The sequence below is a fragment of the Frateuria sp. YIM B11624 genome (genome assembly GCF_049727805.1).
Classification (GTDB): domain Bacteria; phylum Pseudomonadota; class Gammaproteobacteria; order Xanthomonadales; family Rhodanobacteraceae; genus Frateuria_A.
In genome coordinates, this window is record NZ_JBCNYA010000018.1 from 1 (window position 1) to 15,756 (window position 15,756).

Consider the following 15,756-nt stretch of genomic DNA (forward strand, 5'->3'; position numbering starts at 1 on the left):
AGCAGCTTTGGATGCCCATGGCTTGCCGCAGCGCTGCAAGGGCATTGACCAAGTGCGGAGGGCTGCACGCTGGCGAAGGCTTGACCGAAGCACACGCTGCGAGAGAACAGCCCAGCAAGGGCCTAACTCAAAGTAGGTTTCATTATGGAGTCTAATCCGGCAGTCCATCTAGGCGGCCCTTGCTTGCCGGGAGCCTTGTGCCCGCTCTAAACAACAGCTTGCACCCGTGCGTGCAGCCTAATCCCGCAGCCTAATCGGGCGATCTTTTTCCGGGACCGAGATCACTCGCGCAAAGATGCGACGCGAGCGCATCGTGTCGGTATGGCCGCACTCCCTCGGCAGGTCTAGCGCCGCAGCCTGACCGGCAACGCTGGCGCGTCTCGCACCGAGAGGTAAAGGGCCTCGAACGCGCGGGCGGTGTGGTCGGCATCTTCGCGCATGGCGCGGCGTTGGGCGGACCAGGCCAGTTGCAGGCGCAGGTCTTCGTCAGCGAGGACGTGTTCGATGGCGTCGGCCAGCGCAATCCAGTCGCCCGGCGGCGCGGTGAGAGCCGCGGCTGGCGACCACTCGGCGAGGTGGCCGACGGCGGTGCCGACGGTGGGGATGCCGGCGACGGCAGCCTCCAGCAGCACCAGGGGGCCGGCTTCGTGGCGGGAGGACATCACCAGCAGGTGTGCGGCGCACATCAGCGGGCGCAGTTCGCGCTGGGTGCGGAAGCCCAGGAAGCGGACGTGGGAAGCCAGTCCGAGCGTGGTGGCGAGGCGCTGGATCTGGCCGGCGAGGGTATCGACGCCGACGACGTCCATCGTGAACTCGATGCCTCGCCCCTTCAGCGCGGCGAGGGCGTGCAGCAGGGTGTGCTGGTCCTTGACGCGGTTGAGGCTGGCGACGTGGATCAGGCGGGCCGGCCCTGCAGGGCGACGGCGCGGAGATTGCGGCGGCCACGCGGCGAGGTCGACGCCGAGCGGTACGCGCTGGGCGTCGATGCCGAGCCGGTGCAGGATGTCGATGATCGGTGCGCTGGCGGCGGTGACCTGATCGGCACAACGCAGCACCAGTGCTTCGCACAGGCGGCCACGCCAGTTCTGGCGTCCGCCGTAGCGGATGTCGCGCAGCGCGACGAGCTCGCCGCCGGCGATGTGCACCAGGGTCGGGCAGTGCAGCCACAGCCCTGCGGCGACGGCGACCTGGCCGCAGGGGCCGGAGAAGATCGCGTGGATGCGGTCGAACGGCGCGCGGCGGTGTTCGGCGGCGATGGCGCGGATCGCGCGCCAGCGCGTCCAGCCTTCGCCGACGTTGTGGATGGTGGCGCCGGCCAGCGGCCAGCGTGCGGGCTTCGCTTCCTGGCGCAGCGCGAAGACGTGCACCTCGTGCGCCTGCGCCAGCCGCGCGATGAAATGCAGCAGCGCGGGAATGACGCGGCGTTCGCCGCCGCGGTCGACGCCGCCGGGCACGACGAGGGCGAGTTTCACGCCAGGCTCCCGGGCCGGCTGGCGATTGCCTGCGTGTAGGCATCGCGGCGGCCCTGCAGCAGTTGCAGGTAGGCCTCGCGCCAGCGCCGGCCCACCGCGGCGAACGACAGCGTGGCGTCGAAGTGCCCGCGCACCTGTTCGGCCGGCATCTGTTCCAGCGTGGCGGCGACCAGCGCGTCGGCCAGCGCGCGGGCGTCGCCGCACGGCCACAGCCGGCCGACGCGCGCATCGCCGGTCAGTGCGCGGAAGGACGGGATGTCGGTGAGCACCGGCACGGTGCCGCAGGCCATCGCCTCGAGCGCGGCAAAGCCGCAGCTCTCCGCTCGGCTCGCGGAGACGAACAGGTCGGCCGCCTGCATCAGCGTCTCGACGCCCGCGTGCGGCACCTGGCCGAGCAGGTGCACGCGGCCGGCGAGCCACGGGTCGCGCTCGATGCGCGTGCGCAGCTTCGCCAGCAGCGGCGCACGGCCGAAGGCGCACCACAGTTGCAGGCCCGGCAGCCGTTGCGCCGCCAGCGCCACACCGTCGAGCGCGGTGAGTGGATCCTTGCCCTCCTGCAGGTGGCCCACCCACAGCACCGCCGGGTGGCCGTGCAGGCCGGTCTCCATGCGTGCCTGCGCGTGGTCGCCCGGCCGGAAGCGGCTGCTGGATTCGGGAATGGCGAACAGCCGCGTGGACGGCCGCAGCACGCCGCTCGCGGCGAAGGGCCAGGCCAGTTCCGGCGCGGTGAAGGAAACGGCATGGAGCCCGCGGTAGCGGTGCCGCCATTGCCAGCGGCGCCACCATCGCCGCGGTGGCCGGTCGGCGTGGTCCTGGAACAGCAGGGGCAGATGCGGCAAACGTTGCGACAGGGCGAACGATTCCTCGGGAAAGCCCAGGCCGTGCACGTGCGCCAGCTCCACGCCGAGCATGCCGAGCACGTCGCCGATGCGCTGGCCATGCTCGCGGCGGCGCATGCCGCGCACGTCGACGAAGTGATAGTCGACGCCGTTGCGGCTCAGCCGCTCCACGTGCGCGGCGGCCTGCACCACCGAGATGCGCGTGCCGGCGCTGGCCGCTGCCTCGGCGATGTCGGCCAGTGAGGGCCAGCGCTCGAGCACCTGTGCGCCGGTCAGCCCGGCCGGCGCGGGCAGGAAGCTCACCTGCGCCACGTGCGGCGACATCGCTAGAGTCCCTGCACCTGCGGCAGGCGCAGTTGCACGAAGCGGTTGGCCAGGCGCAGTTCCCACGGGCGGTCGTAGTGGCCGATGCGGTAGCGCCAGGCGGCCATCGCGCTCAAGCCACGCTTGGCCCAGTGCGGCGCGCGCATGTCCTGCACGGTGGGGTAGCGGCAGCGCAATACGGTCACGAAGTCGTCGATGCGCCGGCGCAGACGCTCGTCCAGCCACGGCGCGTCCGCATGGCAGGCGTAGTTCACCCATTGCGGCTGCGCCCATTCGTCGGGCGAGGAAGGGAACACCACCGGCTTGCCGCGCAAGTCGAACAAGGGCGTCGCGCGGTGGCGGCCGCGGTCCTTCTCGTGCATCGAGCTTTCCGGCAGCGGCGTGTAGATGTAGATGACGATCTCGCAGGCGGGATTGACCCGCTTCAACTGGCGGATGAACTCGAAGGTCTGCTCGGTTTCATCCTCGGTATGCGTGGGCGGCGCGACCATGAAGGAGAACTCCGGGATCACGCCGTGGCGCCGGCACACCTCCGCCACCTGCAGCGTCTGGTCGGGGCGCGTGCCCTTGCGGATTTCCTTGAGCATCTGTCCGTCGGGCGACTCGGCGCCGATGTAGGCCATGCGCAGGCGGCTCTTGCGCACCAGCTTCCAGCTCGCCTCGGACAGGTTGATCAGCGCATCGGCGCGCGCGAAGCACCACCAGGGCAGTTCCAGCCGCGCCAGCACTTCCAGCAGCGGCACCATCTCCGCCTCGCGGTCGAAGAAGTTGTGGTCGAAGAACTGCACCGAATCGGCGCCGAGCTCGTGCTTCAGGTAGCCGAGCTCGCGCTCCAGCCGCGCCGCGGTAGGCAGTGCGGTGGCGCCGCCGAACATCGCCGCCACGCCGCAGAAGGTGCAGTGGTAGCGGCAGCCGAGTGCGGCCTGGTGTGCCACGGTGCGCTGGCCGAGGAAGGTGCGCGCGAGGTACTTGCGCGGATCGCCGAGCTTTTCGTACGGCAGCAGCGGCGGCGGGTTGCCGCGCGAGAAGCGCCGTGCCGGGTTGTGCACGATGCGCCCGTTGTCCTTCCACGACAGCCCGGCGATCGCGCCCAGCGGCGGCCCCTGGCCGGTCAGCGCGGAGACCAGCTCGACCAGGGTCTCCTCGCCCTGGCCGCGCACGGCGTAGTCGACGTAGGGCGCGTTCAGCGCGGCATCGGTGAACAGCGTGGGGAAGTAGCTGCCCCACACGATCGGCAGGTCCGGCGAATGTTCGCGGATCGCCTTGGAGAGCTTGATCGCCTCGGGCACGTGCGGGCCGCCCATCACGGTCATGCCGACCGCGTCGAAGGATTCGTGGTCCAGCGCGCGCAGCACCTCGGGCACGGTGTCGCGCTCGATGTTGCCGTCCAGGATGCGGCTTTCGCCGTGATGGTCGAGCGCGGCGGCCAGGTTGAGCAGCGGCAGCGGGAAACGCGCGCTGTGGCGCGAGGCGATGGTCGGGTTGATCAGCAGCGTGCGGGGCGGGCGGGTCATGGCGCGTCTACCGTGGAGGGCAGGGGACGGCGGCGCAGACGGAACACCAGCGCCACCGGCACCTCGAGCGCGACGGGGTCGAAGTGCGCGCCGTCGGGGATGCGGGTGGGATCGAGCATCGGTTCGCGCACCTCCTCGATGGCCAGGTCGAGCGCCGCGCAGGCGGCGTGCCAGTGGCTGTACAGGTGCTGCGTGTGGCGCACGGCGTAGCGCTGGCCGCCGGCCTTGAAGTCGCGCAGCCAGCCGAGCGCGGGACCGATCGGGTGGATGTCGCTGACCAGCAGCGCGCCGCCGGGGCGGGTCACGCGGCGCAGTTCCGCGAGCGCCGGGCCGAGCGCTTCGAGGTGGCCGATAACCAGGCCGCAGACGGTGAGGTCGGCGAACGCGTCGGGCAGCGGCAGCGCGGTGAGGCGGGCCTGGGCGACCTGCAACGTGTTGCCCGCACAGGGCGCAGCGGCGGCGCGGCGCAGCATCGCCGGGGAGAGGTCGACGCCGGCCACGCGGGCGGCGCCCCGATGCAGCGCGTGGCGCATGTAGCGCCCGCTGCCACAGCCGGCGTCGAGCACGGCCATGCCTTGCAGGTCGGCGGGCATCAATTCGAGCATCGCGCGCTCCTCGGCCTGCATCACCGGGTTGTGTGCGTGCGCGGGGTACTCCGGTGCCCACAGCGCGTAGGCGGTGAGCGGATCGAGCACGGGCGGCCGCGACATCAGTGCGCTCCCGCGGCGGCGAGGAACAGTGCGCCGGCCATGGCGTCGGTGGCCAGGCCCGGTTCGAGTTCCAGCAGCGGCGCGTCGGCCAGCCGGCGGTCGATCAGTTTGGGGCGGCCGTCCAGCGTGACCGACACGGTGTCGATGTCCAGCGCGGCGAACCAGTGCGCGAACTCCGGATCGGCGATCCGCGGCCGGCCGTCGCGTACCACCGCGCGGATGTCGCTGCGGTCGATCCCGAGCAGACTGCGCACCGGATCGCCACCGCGGTCCTCCACGACCAGCAGGTCCGCGTGCGCGCCCGGCGACAGGCGGCCGCAACCGGGCAGGCCGAGAATGCGTGCGGCGTCGCGCGTGACCAGGCCGAGCAGTTGCGCGGGGGTGAGGCCGTAGCGGTCGAGCGCGAGGCGCAACTCCTCCAGCAGGTCGCGTTCGCCGCTCAGGCGCGAATCGCTGCCCAGCAGCAGCCTCCCGGCCTCGCACAGCCGGCGCGGATCGAGCGTGCGGCCGAGCAGCGTGCGGTTGCTGCCCGGGCACCACGCCACCGCGGCGCCGGCGGCGATGACGCGCTCGATGTCGCGGGCGCCCAGGCCCACGCCGTGCACCAGCACGCTGTTGGCGGCCAGGCAGCCGAGCCGGTCCAGTTCGGCCAGTTCGGCGCGGGCGGTGGCATCGGTGCCTTCGGCCAGGTGGATCATCCATGGCCGATGGTGCGGCGTGGCGAGGAAGCTCGCGCACACCGGCGGGCCGTAACCGGGGCCGGCGAGCGCATAGCTCCAGCCGAAGTCGCGCAACAGGGCGACCGGGAAGTCCGGCGCGTCGAGCGCGGCGTGCCACGGATCGTGATGCACTACGCAGGTGCTGCCGGCGAGCAGGTTCTTCAGCGCGCCGTGGCGCAGGCGCAAGGCCTTGGGCAGCGCCAGCGCGGCGATCACCGCCGGCTCGGCGAAGTGCGCGCGGAAGGCCTCGATCCAGGCGTAGCTGTTCGGGAACGGCGCGCCCGTGCGCAGCGGCGGCACGGCGTTGACGTGCAAGTGGTCGTGCGCGTTGATCAGGCCAGGGAAGACCAGGTGGTCGCGCAGGTCGATGCGCAGTGCGGGCGACCAGGCGGCTGCTGCCATGCGCTCGTCGTGGATCGCCAGCGTGCCGCGCGCGAAGCCGCTGCCGGTCCACCAGCCGGCGGCGAGCAGCAGCGTGTCGCGGCGCGCGTCCATCGTCAGCGCCGTTGCATCACGATCAGGAAGTGATCGCCCATGTCACGCAGCAGCGGCCAGTGGCCGAGGCGGTCGTCGACGCGGCCGAGCCATGCGCACCCGCGCGGGTGGCGGTGGTAGAACTCGACCAGGTAGGGCGGCGGCAGGAACAGGCTCAGCGCGCGGCGGGAGGACAGCGTGAAGTGCGCGGCGAAGGCGCGATGGAACTCGCGCGGCAGGTAGTAGCGCGTCCAGATCGTGTGGCGGTTCATGCCCACCGCCATCGGCTTGCGCGCCCAGCGCACCGCGGCGCGGCGGAAGCGCCCGCGCACCGCGTAGTGCGCCAGTTCCCACGGGCACAGCCGGCCGATCACCGAGAACAGCAGCTTGCCGCCGGGGCGCAGCAGGCGGGCGCATTCGTCGGCCACCGCACGCAGGTCGGGCGCGCAGTTGAGCGGGCCGAAGTTGGAATAGATGCCGTCGAACTCGCCGCTCAGGCGGTCGAGCTGCTGCACGCCCAAGTGGGCGGTGGCGACCTGGCTGGCCAGGCCGCTGAAGGCGGCGCGGGCACGGGTGCGCTCGACCATCTGCGGCGACCAGTCGGTGGCCAGCACGCCGTAGCCGCGGCGCGCGAATTCGACCGCGTCCAGGCCGGTGCCGCAGCCGAGGTCGAGCAGGCGCGAGCCGATGGGGAGTTCGCGCTGCACCGTGTCCCATAGCTGCACGCGCATGCGCTGGATCAGCTCGTTGTTGCCGCGCGGGCCGTCGTAGTCGACTGCCACGCTGTCGAAGGCGCGCTGGGTGTCGAGCAGTTGCGCTTCGCTCAGTGTCGGCTGCGGTACGCGGCGGGTGGCGGTCGCGGTGCCGTCGGTCGGATCGAGTGGGTGTGGCCGGGTCATGCTGTCCTCGCGTCGCCATGGGTGGAAGCCGATGGCGTTCCGTAGCTCGACCGTGAGTGCGTGGTGTACGCGGCGCGGTTGAACCCGGGGTTGCATGTCGCGCCGGACCTCGCGCCCGGCGCGACACGCGTTGCGCCTTCCGCTAGCGCGGTGCCGGCGCGTGTTCGCCCGAACCCCGCTCGTCCCGGACATCGGCACGCAGCACTGGCGTCGCCGGTGCTGCGGTCCACGCCCCCGCCGCGGCACGCCGGTAGGCGTTGCGCGCGACCGCCGCGACGAGCCCGAGCCCGAACCCGAGCACCAGGCCGGCGCCCCAGATCAGCAGGCGGTTGGGGTAGACCGCGTGGTCGGGCACGTAGACCGGCCAGGCCAGGGTGGTTTCGTAGGAGTAGCTCGCGGTGAGCAGCGCCTTCAGTTCGCCGACCGTCTGCTGCAGCTCGCGTACCTCCTGGTTGCTGTTGCTCAGCACCATGCTGGCGAGCAGCAGGTCCTGCCGGTTCGGCACGGCTCCGCCCTGCGCTGGTGCGATCGCCTGGCGCAGGCGGTCGCGCTCGGCGGTGGCATCGCCCAGTTGCGCCTGGGCCCGGTGCAGGCGGGCTTCGGCCAGGTCCAGCGGTTCGGCCATCAGCCCCGCGTGCAGCCGGTGCAGGTGGTCGAACGTGGCCTGTACGAAGCGCTGCGCCTGCTGCGGCGAATACCCGCGCACGGTGAGCTTGATCAATCCGGCATAGGGCGAGGGGTCGAGGTCGAAGCTGCCGCGGTACAGGTGCCCTTCGCGCGAACGCGGCGAGATGCCGAGGTCGTGCAGTACGCCCTGCTGGAACTCGACCGTCTGCATGCGTTCGACCACGCGCTGGAAGGGCTCCACGCGCGGATCCAGTCCCGTTGGCACCGGCGCCAGCTGCCCGGGCCGGATCCACGCCACCGCCTCCCAGCGCGGATGCGCCGCCTGCGCGAAGAAGATCGCCGCGCCCAGCACCACCGCCAGCACGGCGACGAACCAGCGCCATTCGCGGCGCAGGATTCGCCACAGGTCGATCAGGTAGATCTCGTCGTGTTCCATGGGCATGCACTCAGGTCGGGGTGGTGGAAAGCGCGGGCACGCGGGCGGGCAGCCACGCGGCGAAGAGCTGCATCAGCAGGCACAGCGCGATGAAGTCGACGTTGGTCCAGATGAAGGCCTGCGGCGCGAAGGGCGCCATCAGGCAGACGTAGGCCATGCGCAGAAAGATCAGCAAGCCGAACAGCGGCACGTTCGGCCACAGCCGGCGCACGCTCCAGTGCAGCCAGAGGTACAGCGCGAACACCGCCGCCGCGGCGCCGGCCGGGCCCCAGGCCATCAGGAAGGGAAAGAATTCGGTGCCGACGTTGACCGTCGGCGAATCGAGCGGGATGCCGGTGCCAGCGGTGGCGACCGAACCGCTCAGCGGCACCACCTGGTGGATCAGGAAGCTGGCGTCGACGTAGTGCTTGGCCTCGATCGAGGCGAAGTTGTACGGCCCCGCGCTGACGTAGAGCAGCAGCCACTTGATGCCCTGCGGCGCATCGCGGTAGAGGCCGCCGAAGGGCAGCGTCAGCCCCTCCAGCGGACCGGAACGCAGCATGCCCAGCACGGAAAACACGCTGGCGCCGGCCAGCGCGATCAGCACGATCCGCTTCCACGGCAGCGGCGCCCGCGCATCGCGGCGCAGCACGATCACCAGCGCCAGCGCGAACAGGCCGTTGAGCAGCCGGTTGCGGTCGATCACCAGCACCGGGAACACCAGCCCCGCGATCACCAGCGACCAGCGCAGCCCGCGGCTGCGCGCGCACAGCAGGCCGACTGGCGGCAGCACCCAGCACATGTCCGAGATGTGCCGGATGTGCTCGCGCCCGCCTTCCATCGTGGCATAGGCGCGGGGATCGTCCACCAGCGCGACCGGGAACAGCGCCAGGTCCAGCAGGCAGAACGCCAGCACCGCGAGGGCGAAAGCGAGCGCCACGAACGCCTCGCGCGTGCCGGCGTAGCTGCGCAGGCGAAAGCGATCCAGCGGCGGCAGCCGGTTGCCGGCTACCAGGTCGAGCAGCAGCACCGCGCCGGCGCAGCCGACCAGCAGTGCGATGCCCTCGCCATAGCCGTCCGGCAGGTCGTAGGTGAGCCAGGTCACCGCGCAGGCGAACAGCAGCGGCGGTGCGAGCCAGAGCGAAGGAAGGCGCAGCAGCCTCATGTGTGCCTCGCGAAGGTGGTGGGTGCGGGCAGGCCGGTGCGCGCGAACGCGGCCAGGGCGAGGTAGGCGGCCATGTGCGCCGCGAGCGCGAAGGGCCGCCGACGCAAGAAGGCGATCTTGGCGCCGATGTAGTGCACCTGCGCCTCGAGCAGGGTGCGGTCGGCGCCCTCGAACAGCGCCGTACGCCGTAACGCCACGCGGCGCGATTCGTCCAGGTGCATCACGCGCGTGGCCACGTGCCGGGTCTTGCTGAGATTGGCCGCGTGCATGCGGTAGGCGCACACGCGCACGTCGACGAAACCCAGCGCGTCGCGTGCGGCCAGGCGCAGGAAGAAGTCCCAGTCGTCGATGCGCAGCCCTTCGGTCCAGCCGCCCAGTTGCGCCAGCGCCTCGCGCCGCAGCAGAGCCACCGCGCCGCCGACTGCCCAGCGTCCGATCACCGCGCGGCGGATGCCCTCGTCGGTGCGGTAGAGCCGCTTGTCGGCGCGGTGCAGGCCGCACATGCCGCTGTCGTGCAGCAGGCGGTCGTGCGGGTCGACCACGATCGAGTCGCCGACCACTGCCTGCTTGTCCGGATGCGCCTGCAGATAACGCACCTGCGCCTCCAGGCCGCCCGGCAGGAAGTAGTCGTCGCTGGCGCCCAGGCGCAGGAACTCGCCCTGCGCCATCGCGGCCAGTTCGTTGAGGGTGGCGGCCACGCCCCTGTTCGCGCGCTGCAGGAAGCGCACGGGGATCCGCTCGCGGTGGGCGGTCACCCAGGCGGCGATGCGCTCGCCGGTGGCATCGGTCGAGCCGTCGTCGATGATCACCAGTTCCTTGGCCGGCCACGGGTCTTCCAGCACGCTGTCCAGGCAGCGCTGCACGAAGCGCTCGTGGTTGAACGCGGGGATCAGGATCGAGACCAGCGGCGCGTTCACAGCCGCTCCAGGTAGCGGTGCGCCACCACCAGGGTGAAACCCAGGTACAGCGCGTAGTTGGCGGTGAAGGCGTAGACCGCGCCGACCAGCCCGAAGCGCGCGGTGAACAGGTACACCAGCACCAGGTAGGACACCGCGAACACGCATTCGGAAACGACGAACAGCCGCGTCATCGCCTTGGCCAGCATCACGTAGGAGGGCACGAACGAGGCGATCTTGATGACGTCGCCGACCAGCTGCGGCCCGTACAGCGCATTGGCCAGCGCGAAGTCGCTGGTGAACAGGAAGCGGGTGATCCAGCCGCGCGCCAGCCAGATGGCGGCGGCCAGCACGACGACCACCGGCATCAGGAAGCGCCAGCCCTGCAGCAACTCGTGCGCCAGCGCGTCACGCTCGTGCGTGGCGGCGAGCTTGGGCAGGTAGTAGATGTTGATCGCCGCGGTGAGGAACAGCAGGTAGGCGTCCGACACGCGCGTCACCGCCTGCCAGTAGCCGGTTTCCTCCCAGCCGAACTGCGCGGCCAGGTGCGAGCGCACCGCGATGTTGACCAGCGGCGAGAGCACCGCCGAACTCAGCGTCATGATCGAGAAGGTCGCCAGCCGCGCGGTCATCTCGCGGTCGAAGCGCGCCCGCCACATGCCGGGCTGGAAGTACGGGCTGCGCCGGAACGCCGGCAGCCCGATCGCCAGCCACAGCACCTGGCCCAGCACCAGCGCCAGCAGCGCACCGTACAGGTGCAGCCACGCCGACAGCAGCAGAGCGGCGGTGATGCTGACCGCCGAGCCCAGCACCTGCACTAGCGCCAGCCGCTGCACGTCCATGAAGCCGTTGATCACGGCCAGCAGGTAATTGACCAGCGCGATGCCCAGCTGCGCCACGGCCAGCGTGCGGATCAGGCCCTGGTAACGCGCGTCGTCGAGCAGCCACAGCGCCAGCGGCCGGCTGCACAGCAGCGCCAGGCAGCCGATCAGGCAGGAGGCGCACAGCGCGTACCACAGCGCCGAGGCGAGCAGGCGCGAGAGCTTGGCCGGATCCTCGCGGTACTCGGCCACGTACTTCACCAGGCCCGCGCTGATGCCGCCGCCGGCGAGCACCGCCAGCAGCGACATCAGGCTCATGAACTGGCCGAGCTTGCCGATGCCTGCGGGCCCGGCGAACGAGGCGACCAGCTTGACCACCACCAGCGCCGCGACCAGCCGCGCCGCGGTGGCGGCGGTGGAATAGAGGCTGGCGCGCGCGATGTTCATGCCGGACTCCGGAATGCGTTGACCGCGGCGATCACGCGCCCGACGTCGGCGTCGGCGAGGGTCGGGGAGAGCGGCAGGCTGAGCACTTCCTCGTGCAGCCGTTCGGTCAGCGGCAGGTGCACGTCGAGCAATCCCGCGTAGGCCGGCTGGCGGTGCGGCGGCACCGGGTAATGCACCTGGGTCTGGATGCCGCAGGCGAGCAGGTGGCGCTGCAGCGCGTCGCGATGGCGGCAGCGCAGCACGAACAGGTGCCAGGCGTGCGCCTCCTCGCGCCCCACGGAGGGCAGGACGATCTGCGGATGGCGGATGCCGTCCAGGTAGCGCGTCGCCACGCGGCGGCGCAGGCGGGTGTCCTCGTCGACGTACCTGAGCTTGACCCGCAGCAGCGCGGCCTGCAGCTCGTCCAGGCGCGAGTTGGTGCCGCGCAGGCGGTGCTGGTACTTCACCTCCGAGCCGTAGTTGCGCAGCGCCCGCACGCACTGCGCCAGCGCGTCGTCGTCGGTGGTCACCGCGCCCGCGTCGCCGAGCGCGCCGAGGTTCTTGGCCGGGAAGAAGCTGAAGCCGGCGGCGTCGCCGAAGGCGCCGGCGCGCCGGTCGTTCCATGCGGCACCGTGTGCCTGCGCGGCGTCCTCGACCAGCAGCAGGCCGTGCCGCTCGGCCAGCGCGTGCAGTGACGGCATGTCGGCGAGCTGGCCGTACAAATGCACGGCCATGATCGCGCGCGTGCGCGGCCCGATCGCCGCTTCCACGTGCGCCGGGTCGAGGTTGAAGCTGGCCGGGTCCGGTTCCACCGGCACCGGCACCAACCGGTTCGCGCTGATCGCCAGGAAGCTGGCGATGAAGGTGTTGCCGGGCAGGATCACCTCGTCGCCCTCGGCCAGCCGGCCCAGCTCCAGGTAGCCGCGCAGCAGCAGCGCCAGCGCATCGAGCCCGTTGCCCACGCCGATCGCATGGCGCACGCCACACCAGGCGGCGAACTCGGCCTCGAACGCGGCCACTTCCTCGCCCAGCACGTACCAGCCCGAGTCGATCACCCGCGCCGCCGCGGCCTTGAGCTCGTCCGCATGGCGGGCGTTGACCGCCTCGAGGCTCAGGAACGGCACTTCCACGCGCGGCATCTCCATCACAGCGTCCACTCGTAAAAGTCGTGCACGACGGCGCGAGCGCCGAACCGTTCCTTCTGCGTCACCAGGCCGCCGTTGAGTACACGGCCCTCTTGCTCGGTGGAGATGCCGAAGCTGAAGTAGTGCCGGTCCGCGTACACGTTGCCGACCAGTTCGCCCAGCAGCAGGCTCAGCGCATCGTGGCGCCGGCCCTCGTCGGACGCGGCCAGGTATTGCGTGTGCACCGTGCGGCCGAAGTCGTAGACCAGCGCGCCGGCCTGCAGCGTGTCGGCCACGTAGGCGGTGTGCAGCACGATCTGCTGCGGGAAGCGGCTTTGCAGCAGGCGCAGCTCGTCGAGGCTGTGCGTGGGCGTGGCGTCGTGCCGCTGAAGCACCTCGGTGAGCAGCGCGTGGAAGGCGGCCAGGTCGCCGCCGGTTTCGACGCGCACGCCGGCCTGGCGGGCGTGGCGGATGTCGCGCTGGCGCTCGGCGGAAAAGCGGTAGCCCTCGCGCAGCGCGACCACCGAGGAGAGGTCGCGCCGCACCAGCCGCGCACCGAGGCGGTGCAGCGCGTACAGGTCTTCCTCGGCCGGGTAGCTGTGGAAGACCCGCGGCACGGCCTTGTAGAGCACGCGGCGCATGCCGGCGGCGCGGTAGTGCGCCGCCATCTGCGTGAACACCTCCAGCGTGGCCTCGGCGCGCAGCGCGGCGGTCGAGAGCAGGCCCGCATAGGTGAGGCCGCCGTGGCTGGTCACTGCGCGGCCGCTGCTACTGGCCGGGAAGACCGCCACTGCTTCGCCCTCGCGCTCGACCACCAGCGAGCAGTCGGTGTAGCGGTCGGCGTGGTAGTCCATGTAGCCGCGCCGGTGCAGCAGGTTGCCGGTGCGCGAGCGCGCCACCAGCGCGTCCCATGCTGCCGCGTCGGCCGGCACGTAGGGCCTAAGCGTGAGCATGGGCGGCCCCCGCCGGCGCATGCAGGCGTGCCTCGGCAACGCCGAAGCCGTCCACGCCCATGTCGTTGCCGTTGTAGAACATCAGCAGCCGGTCGGGCTGGGCCAGCAGCGCCGGATAGCAGATCGTGCGCGAGTCCCAGCCGCGCTCGGAGAGCGCCAGGCCCAGGCTGTCGTCGTGGCGTTCCCAGGCGAGGCCGTCCTCGCTGGTCGCCACGCCGGGGAAGTATTCGCCGGTGCGGTTGCCGCGGGTGAAGTACATCACGTAGCGGCCGTCCAGCCGGTACACCCGCGGCCGGCCGATGCGGTACTCGCTGCCGCGCGGCAGCAGGCAGGCCTGGTCGACGCGCGGGATCGCGTCCAGGCGGGCCGTTTCCGCGTGGCGGATGTGGTAGCGCGGGAAAGGTTTGCCGCCGATGGTTTCCCAGTCGTCGCCGGCGGCATACCAGAGCCGCCAGCGGCCCTCCTCGTAATGCGCCGAGTGCACCGCGGCGATGGTGCTGCGGCCGGGTGCGCGGTCGAGGATCGGCGTCTCCTGCACGCGGCGGAAGTGCTCGCCGCCATCGCCGGAAACGGCCAGGCCGGTGAAGGCCAGGAACTTCGCGCGCGCCACGCGCTGGAAGCCGACGTAGAACAGGTGCAGGCCGCCCGGACCCTGCACGACGTCACCCAGGATCATGCCGTTGTCGTCGAAGCAGCCACCGCGGCCGACCTCGAGCACCGGCTCGCGGCTGACCCGGATCACCTGGGTCGGATCGTCCGCGCGCACGTCGACGTAGCCGATGCGGCTGACGCCTTCGGTATCGCGGAAGCCGGCGTAGACGCGGATGCGCTCATCGTCCAGCGCCACCGGCGTGGGGGTCAGCGCGGAGTGGCGCATCCAGGCGCCCACGCTGCGCCGCGCGGTGTCGAACACCAGGCCTTTCTTGTGCCAGGCGAACATGGCCGTTCACAGCCTCACGCCGAAGCTGGCGCGGTTGGGCAACGCCTTCGCCGGCGAGCCCACGTAGACACGGCCGGGCTCGGTGTCGCGGGTGACCAGCGACCCGGCGCCGATCACGTTGTACGGCGCCACCTTCACGGCGTCGTTGAAGGTCGCGTTGACGCCGATGAAGCTGCCCTCGCCGATGCGGCAGTAGCCGGAGATCACCGCGTGCGAGGAGACGAACACGTGGTCCTCGATCACCGTGCGGTGGCCGACGTGGTTGCCGCTCCACAGCACGCAGTCGTCGCCCACGCGCACGAACGGCTGGATCACGTTGTTCTCGAAGATGAAGCAGTGCTCGCCGATCTCGGCGTTGCGCCAGACGAAGGCGCGCGAACTGACGTAGCTGGCGAGCCGGTAGCCGCGCCGCTTGGCGTCCAGGTAGAAGCGCCGACGCAGACGGTTGAGCTGGCTGGCCGGGATCGCCACGAACAGCTCCACCTCGCCGGGCGGGTAGTGCTGTTCCAGCGTCTCCCACGGCAGCACCGGGCGGTCAGCCAGTTGCGGCTGCACGAGGTACTCGCGCTCCACACTGAAGGCGAGCACGTCGTAGTCGCTGTCGTGCTGGAAGTATTCGCAGGCGATCTGCGCGAACTCGCCGGCGCCGACGAGGACTAGCGGTCGAGACATGCCACCAGCCCCGCCGGGTAGAGCTCGGCGTGGACCTCCTTGAGGAAGAGGTCGTAGTCGGTGATGTAGTCGTCCGGATCGTAGGGCTGGTCGGCCAGCACCATCAGCACGCAGTCGTCGCTGAAGTCGTACAGCTCGCGCCAGACCATGCGCCCGAGCAGCAGGCCCTGCGAGGGATCGTCGAGTACCACCTCGGTCGGCCCGTTGCCGTCGTCGAGCAGGAACTTCACCGAGCCGCGCACGGTGATCGCCAACTGGTTGAGGTGGCGGTGCGCATGGCGTCCGCGGTGCACGTTCTGGCGGGTGGCGAACAGGTAGTACACGCGGCGGATCGGGAACGGCACGTTCCGCTCCGGCTCCAGGGCGATGAGCATGCCCCGGTGGTCTCCGTGCGACTGCAACTGGATGCGCTTGATGTCCATGCCTGGGCCAACCGATGCGTCGACGACTCACCTGGCTGAGTGCCGGGTGGTTGGCGGAAGGTTGTGGCGGATGGCGGCGCCGCGGCCCACATGAGCCCTCTCCCCCATCCTTGATGGGTAACGGGGGAGAGGGTTGGGTGAGGGGCCGGGCTCGCGGGGAAGGTGAGTTGCTCGCCTTTTTATTGAAAGCAGCACATGCGTTGTAGGTGAGTGTGTCGCTAGAGCGACCCCTCACCCCAACCCTCCCCCCATCTTTGATGAGTAACGCGGGAGAGGGAGCAGGTCGCGCGGCGTGGCGGCCTCAACCTTTTGCGCGCGCTCCGGCACTCATCCGCCTGTAACCG

General features: G+C 71.0%; 15 protein-coding genes. All 15 read right to left on the bottom strand.

The genetic code is table 11. The annotated features are described in order from the left end of the window. Positions 1–344: 344 nt before the first annotated feature. Positions 345–1,472: a glycosyltransferase family 4 protein gene (locus AAIL17_RS10550; RefSeq protein WP_424682801.1), complete on the bottom strand. Its 1,128-nt coding sequence runs from the start codon at positions 1,470–1,472 to the stop codon at positions 345–347. Then, entirely contained in the window at positions 1,469–2,635 is a 1,167-nt protein-coding gene (locus AAIL17_RS10555; RefSeq protein ID WP_424682802.1) for a glycosyltransferase family 4 protein, read from the bottom strand. The genes AAIL17_RS10550 and AAIL17_RS10555 overlap by 4 nt, the downstream gene beginning before the upstream one ends. A gap of 2 nt (positions 2,636–2,637) precedes the next feature. Beyond that, positions 2,638–4,149, bottom strand: a complete 1,512-nt coding sequence (locus tag AAIL17_RS10560) for a B12-binding domain-containing radical SAM protein (protein WP_424682803.1) — start codon at positions 4,147–4,149, stop codon at positions 2,638–2,640. Continuing rightward, the gene (locus AAIL17_RS10565; RefSeq protein ID WP_424682804.1) at positions 4,146–4,859 is read right to left on the bottom strand and encodes a class I SAM-dependent methyltransferase; all 714 of its coding nucleotides are present in this window, start codon (positions 4,857–4,859) and stop codon (positions 4,146–4,148) included. The genes AAIL17_RS10560 and AAIL17_RS10565 overlap by 4 nt, the downstream gene beginning before the upstream one ends. After that, complete coding sequence (locus tag AAIL17_RS10570; RefSeq protein WP_424682868.1) at positions 4,859–5,980, bottom strand: amidohydrolase family protein; 1,122 nt, start codon at positions 5,978–5,980, stop codon at positions 4,859–4,861. The genes AAIL17_RS10565 and AAIL17_RS10570 overlap by 1 nt, the downstream gene beginning before the upstream one ends. 95 nt (positions 5,981–6,075) lie before the next feature. Beyond that, positions 6,076–6,879 carry a class I SAM-dependent methyltransferase gene (locus AAIL17_RS10575; RefSeq protein ID WP_424682869.1) on the bottom strand — a complete coding sequence of 268 codons (804 nt, stop codon included), beginning with the start codon at positions 6,877–6,879 and terminating at the stop codon, positions 6,076–6,078. Positions 6,880–7,093: 214 nt separating this feature from the next. Then, positions 7,094–8,020 (bottom strand): Wzz/FepE/Etk N-terminal domain-containing protein, encoded by a 927-nt coding sequence (locus AAIL17_RS10580; RefSeq protein WP_424682805.1) that lies wholly within the window; start codon positions 8,018–8,020, stop codon positions 7,094–7,096. Positions 8,021–8,024: 4 nt separating this feature from the next. Beyond that, positions 8,025–9,158 carry a hypothetical protein gene (locus AAIL17_RS10585; RefSeq protein ID WP_424682806.1) on the bottom strand — a complete coding sequence of 378 codons (1,134 nt, stop codon included), beginning with the start codon at positions 9,156–9,158 and terminating at the stop codon, positions 8,025–8,027. Then, positions 9,155–10,075, bottom strand: coding sequence for a glycosyltransferase (locus tag AAIL17_RS10590; protein WP_424682807.1), 921 nt, complete (start codon positions 10,073–10,075; stop codon positions 9,155–9,157). Before AAIL17_RS10590 ends, AAIL17_RS10585 begins: the two co-directional genes overlap by 4 nt. Next, on the bottom strand, positions 10,072–11,322 hold the full coding sequence (locus AAIL17_RS10595) for an O-antigen translocase (protein ID WP_424682808.1): 1,251 nt from the start codon (positions 11,320–11,322) through the stop codon (positions 10,072–10,074). Before AAIL17_RS10595 ends, AAIL17_RS10590 begins: the two co-directional genes overlap by 4 nt. Next, positions 11,319–12,431: a DegT/DnrJ/EryC1/StrS family aminotransferase gene (locus AAIL17_RS10600; RefSeq protein WP_424682870.1), complete on the bottom strand. Its 1,113-nt coding sequence runs from the start codon at positions 12,429–12,431 to the stop codon at positions 11,319–11,321. The genes AAIL17_RS10595 and AAIL17_RS10600 overlap by 4 nt, the downstream gene beginning before the upstream one ends. A gap of 14 nt (positions 12,432–12,445) precedes the next feature. Beyond that, on the bottom strand, positions 12,446–13,378 hold the full coding sequence (locus AAIL17_RS10605) for a GNAT family N-acetyltransferase (RefSeq protein ID WP_424682809.1): 933 nt from the start codon (positions 13,376–13,378) through the stop codon (positions 12,446–12,448). Further along, the gene (locus AAIL17_RS10610) at positions 13,365–14,318 is read right to left on the bottom strand and encodes a hypothetical protein (RefSeq protein WP_424682810.1); all 954 of its coding nucleotides are present in this window, start codon (positions 14,316–14,318) and stop codon (positions 13,365–13,367) included. Before AAIL17_RS10610 ends, AAIL17_RS10605 begins: the two co-directional genes overlap by 14 nt. A gap of 6 nt (positions 14,319–14,324) precedes the next feature. After that, positions 14,325–14,990 carry an acetyltransferase gene (locus tag AAIL17_RS10615; RefSeq protein ID WP_424682811.1) on the bottom strand — a complete coding sequence of 222 codons (666 nt, stop codon included), beginning with the start codon at positions 14,988–14,990 and terminating at the stop codon, positions 14,325–14,327. Further along, positions 14,975–15,412 carry a sugar 3,4-ketoisomerase gene (locus AAIL17_RS10620; protein ID WP_424682812.1) on the bottom strand — a complete coding sequence of 146 codons (438 nt, stop codon included), beginning with the start codon at positions 15,410–15,412 and terminating at the stop codon, positions 14,975–14,977. Before AAIL17_RS10620 ends, AAIL17_RS10615 begins: the two co-directional genes overlap by 16 nt. Positions 15,413–15,756: the final 344 nt, after the last annotated feature.

Coding starts and splice junctions, on each gene's coding strand:
- AAIL17_RS10555 (WP_424682802.1), bottom strand. CDS start 2,635: ATGTCGCCGCACGTGGCGCAGGTGAGCTTCCTGCCCGCGCCGGCCGGG.
- AAIL17_RS10560 (WP_424682803.1), bottom strand. CDS start 4,149: ATGACCCGCCCGCCCCGCACGCTGCTGATCAACCCGACCATCGCCTCG.
- AAIL17_RS10565 (WP_424682804.1), bottom strand. CDS start 4,859: ATGTCGCGGCCGCCCGTGCTCGATCCGCTCACCGCCTACGCGCTGTGG.
- AAIL17_RS10570 (WP_424682868.1), bottom strand. CDS start 5,980: ATGGCAGCAGCCGCCTGGTCGCCCGCACTGCGCATCGACCTGCGCGAC.
- AAIL17_RS10580 (WP_424682805.1), bottom strand. CDS start 8,020: ATGCCCATGGAACACGACGAGATCTACCTGATCGACCTGTGGCGAATC.
- AAIL17_RS10585 (WP_424682806.1), bottom strand. CDS start 9,158: ATGAGGCTGCTGCGCCTTCCTTCGCTCTGGCTCGCACCGCCGCTGCTG.
- AAIL17_RS10595 (WP_424682808.1), bottom strand. CDS start 11,322: ATGAACATCGCGCGCGCCAGCCTCTATTCCACCGCCGCCACCGCGGCG.
- AAIL17_RS10605 (WP_424682809.1), bottom strand. CDS start 13,378: ATGCTCACGCTTAGGCCCTACGTGCCGGCCGACGCGGCAGCATGGGAC.
- AAIL17_RS10610 (WP_424682810.1), bottom strand. CDS start 14,318: ATGTTCGCCTGGCACAAGAAAGGCCTGGTGTTCGACACCGCGCGGCGC.
- AAIL17_RS10615 (WP_424682811.1), bottom strand. CDS start 14,990: ATGTCTCGACCGCTAGTCCTCGTCGGCGCCGGCGAGTTCGCGCAGATC.
- AAIL17_RS10620 (WP_424682812.1), bottom strand. CDS start 15,412: ATGGACATCAAGCGCATCCAGTTGCAGTCGCACGGAGACCACCGGGGC.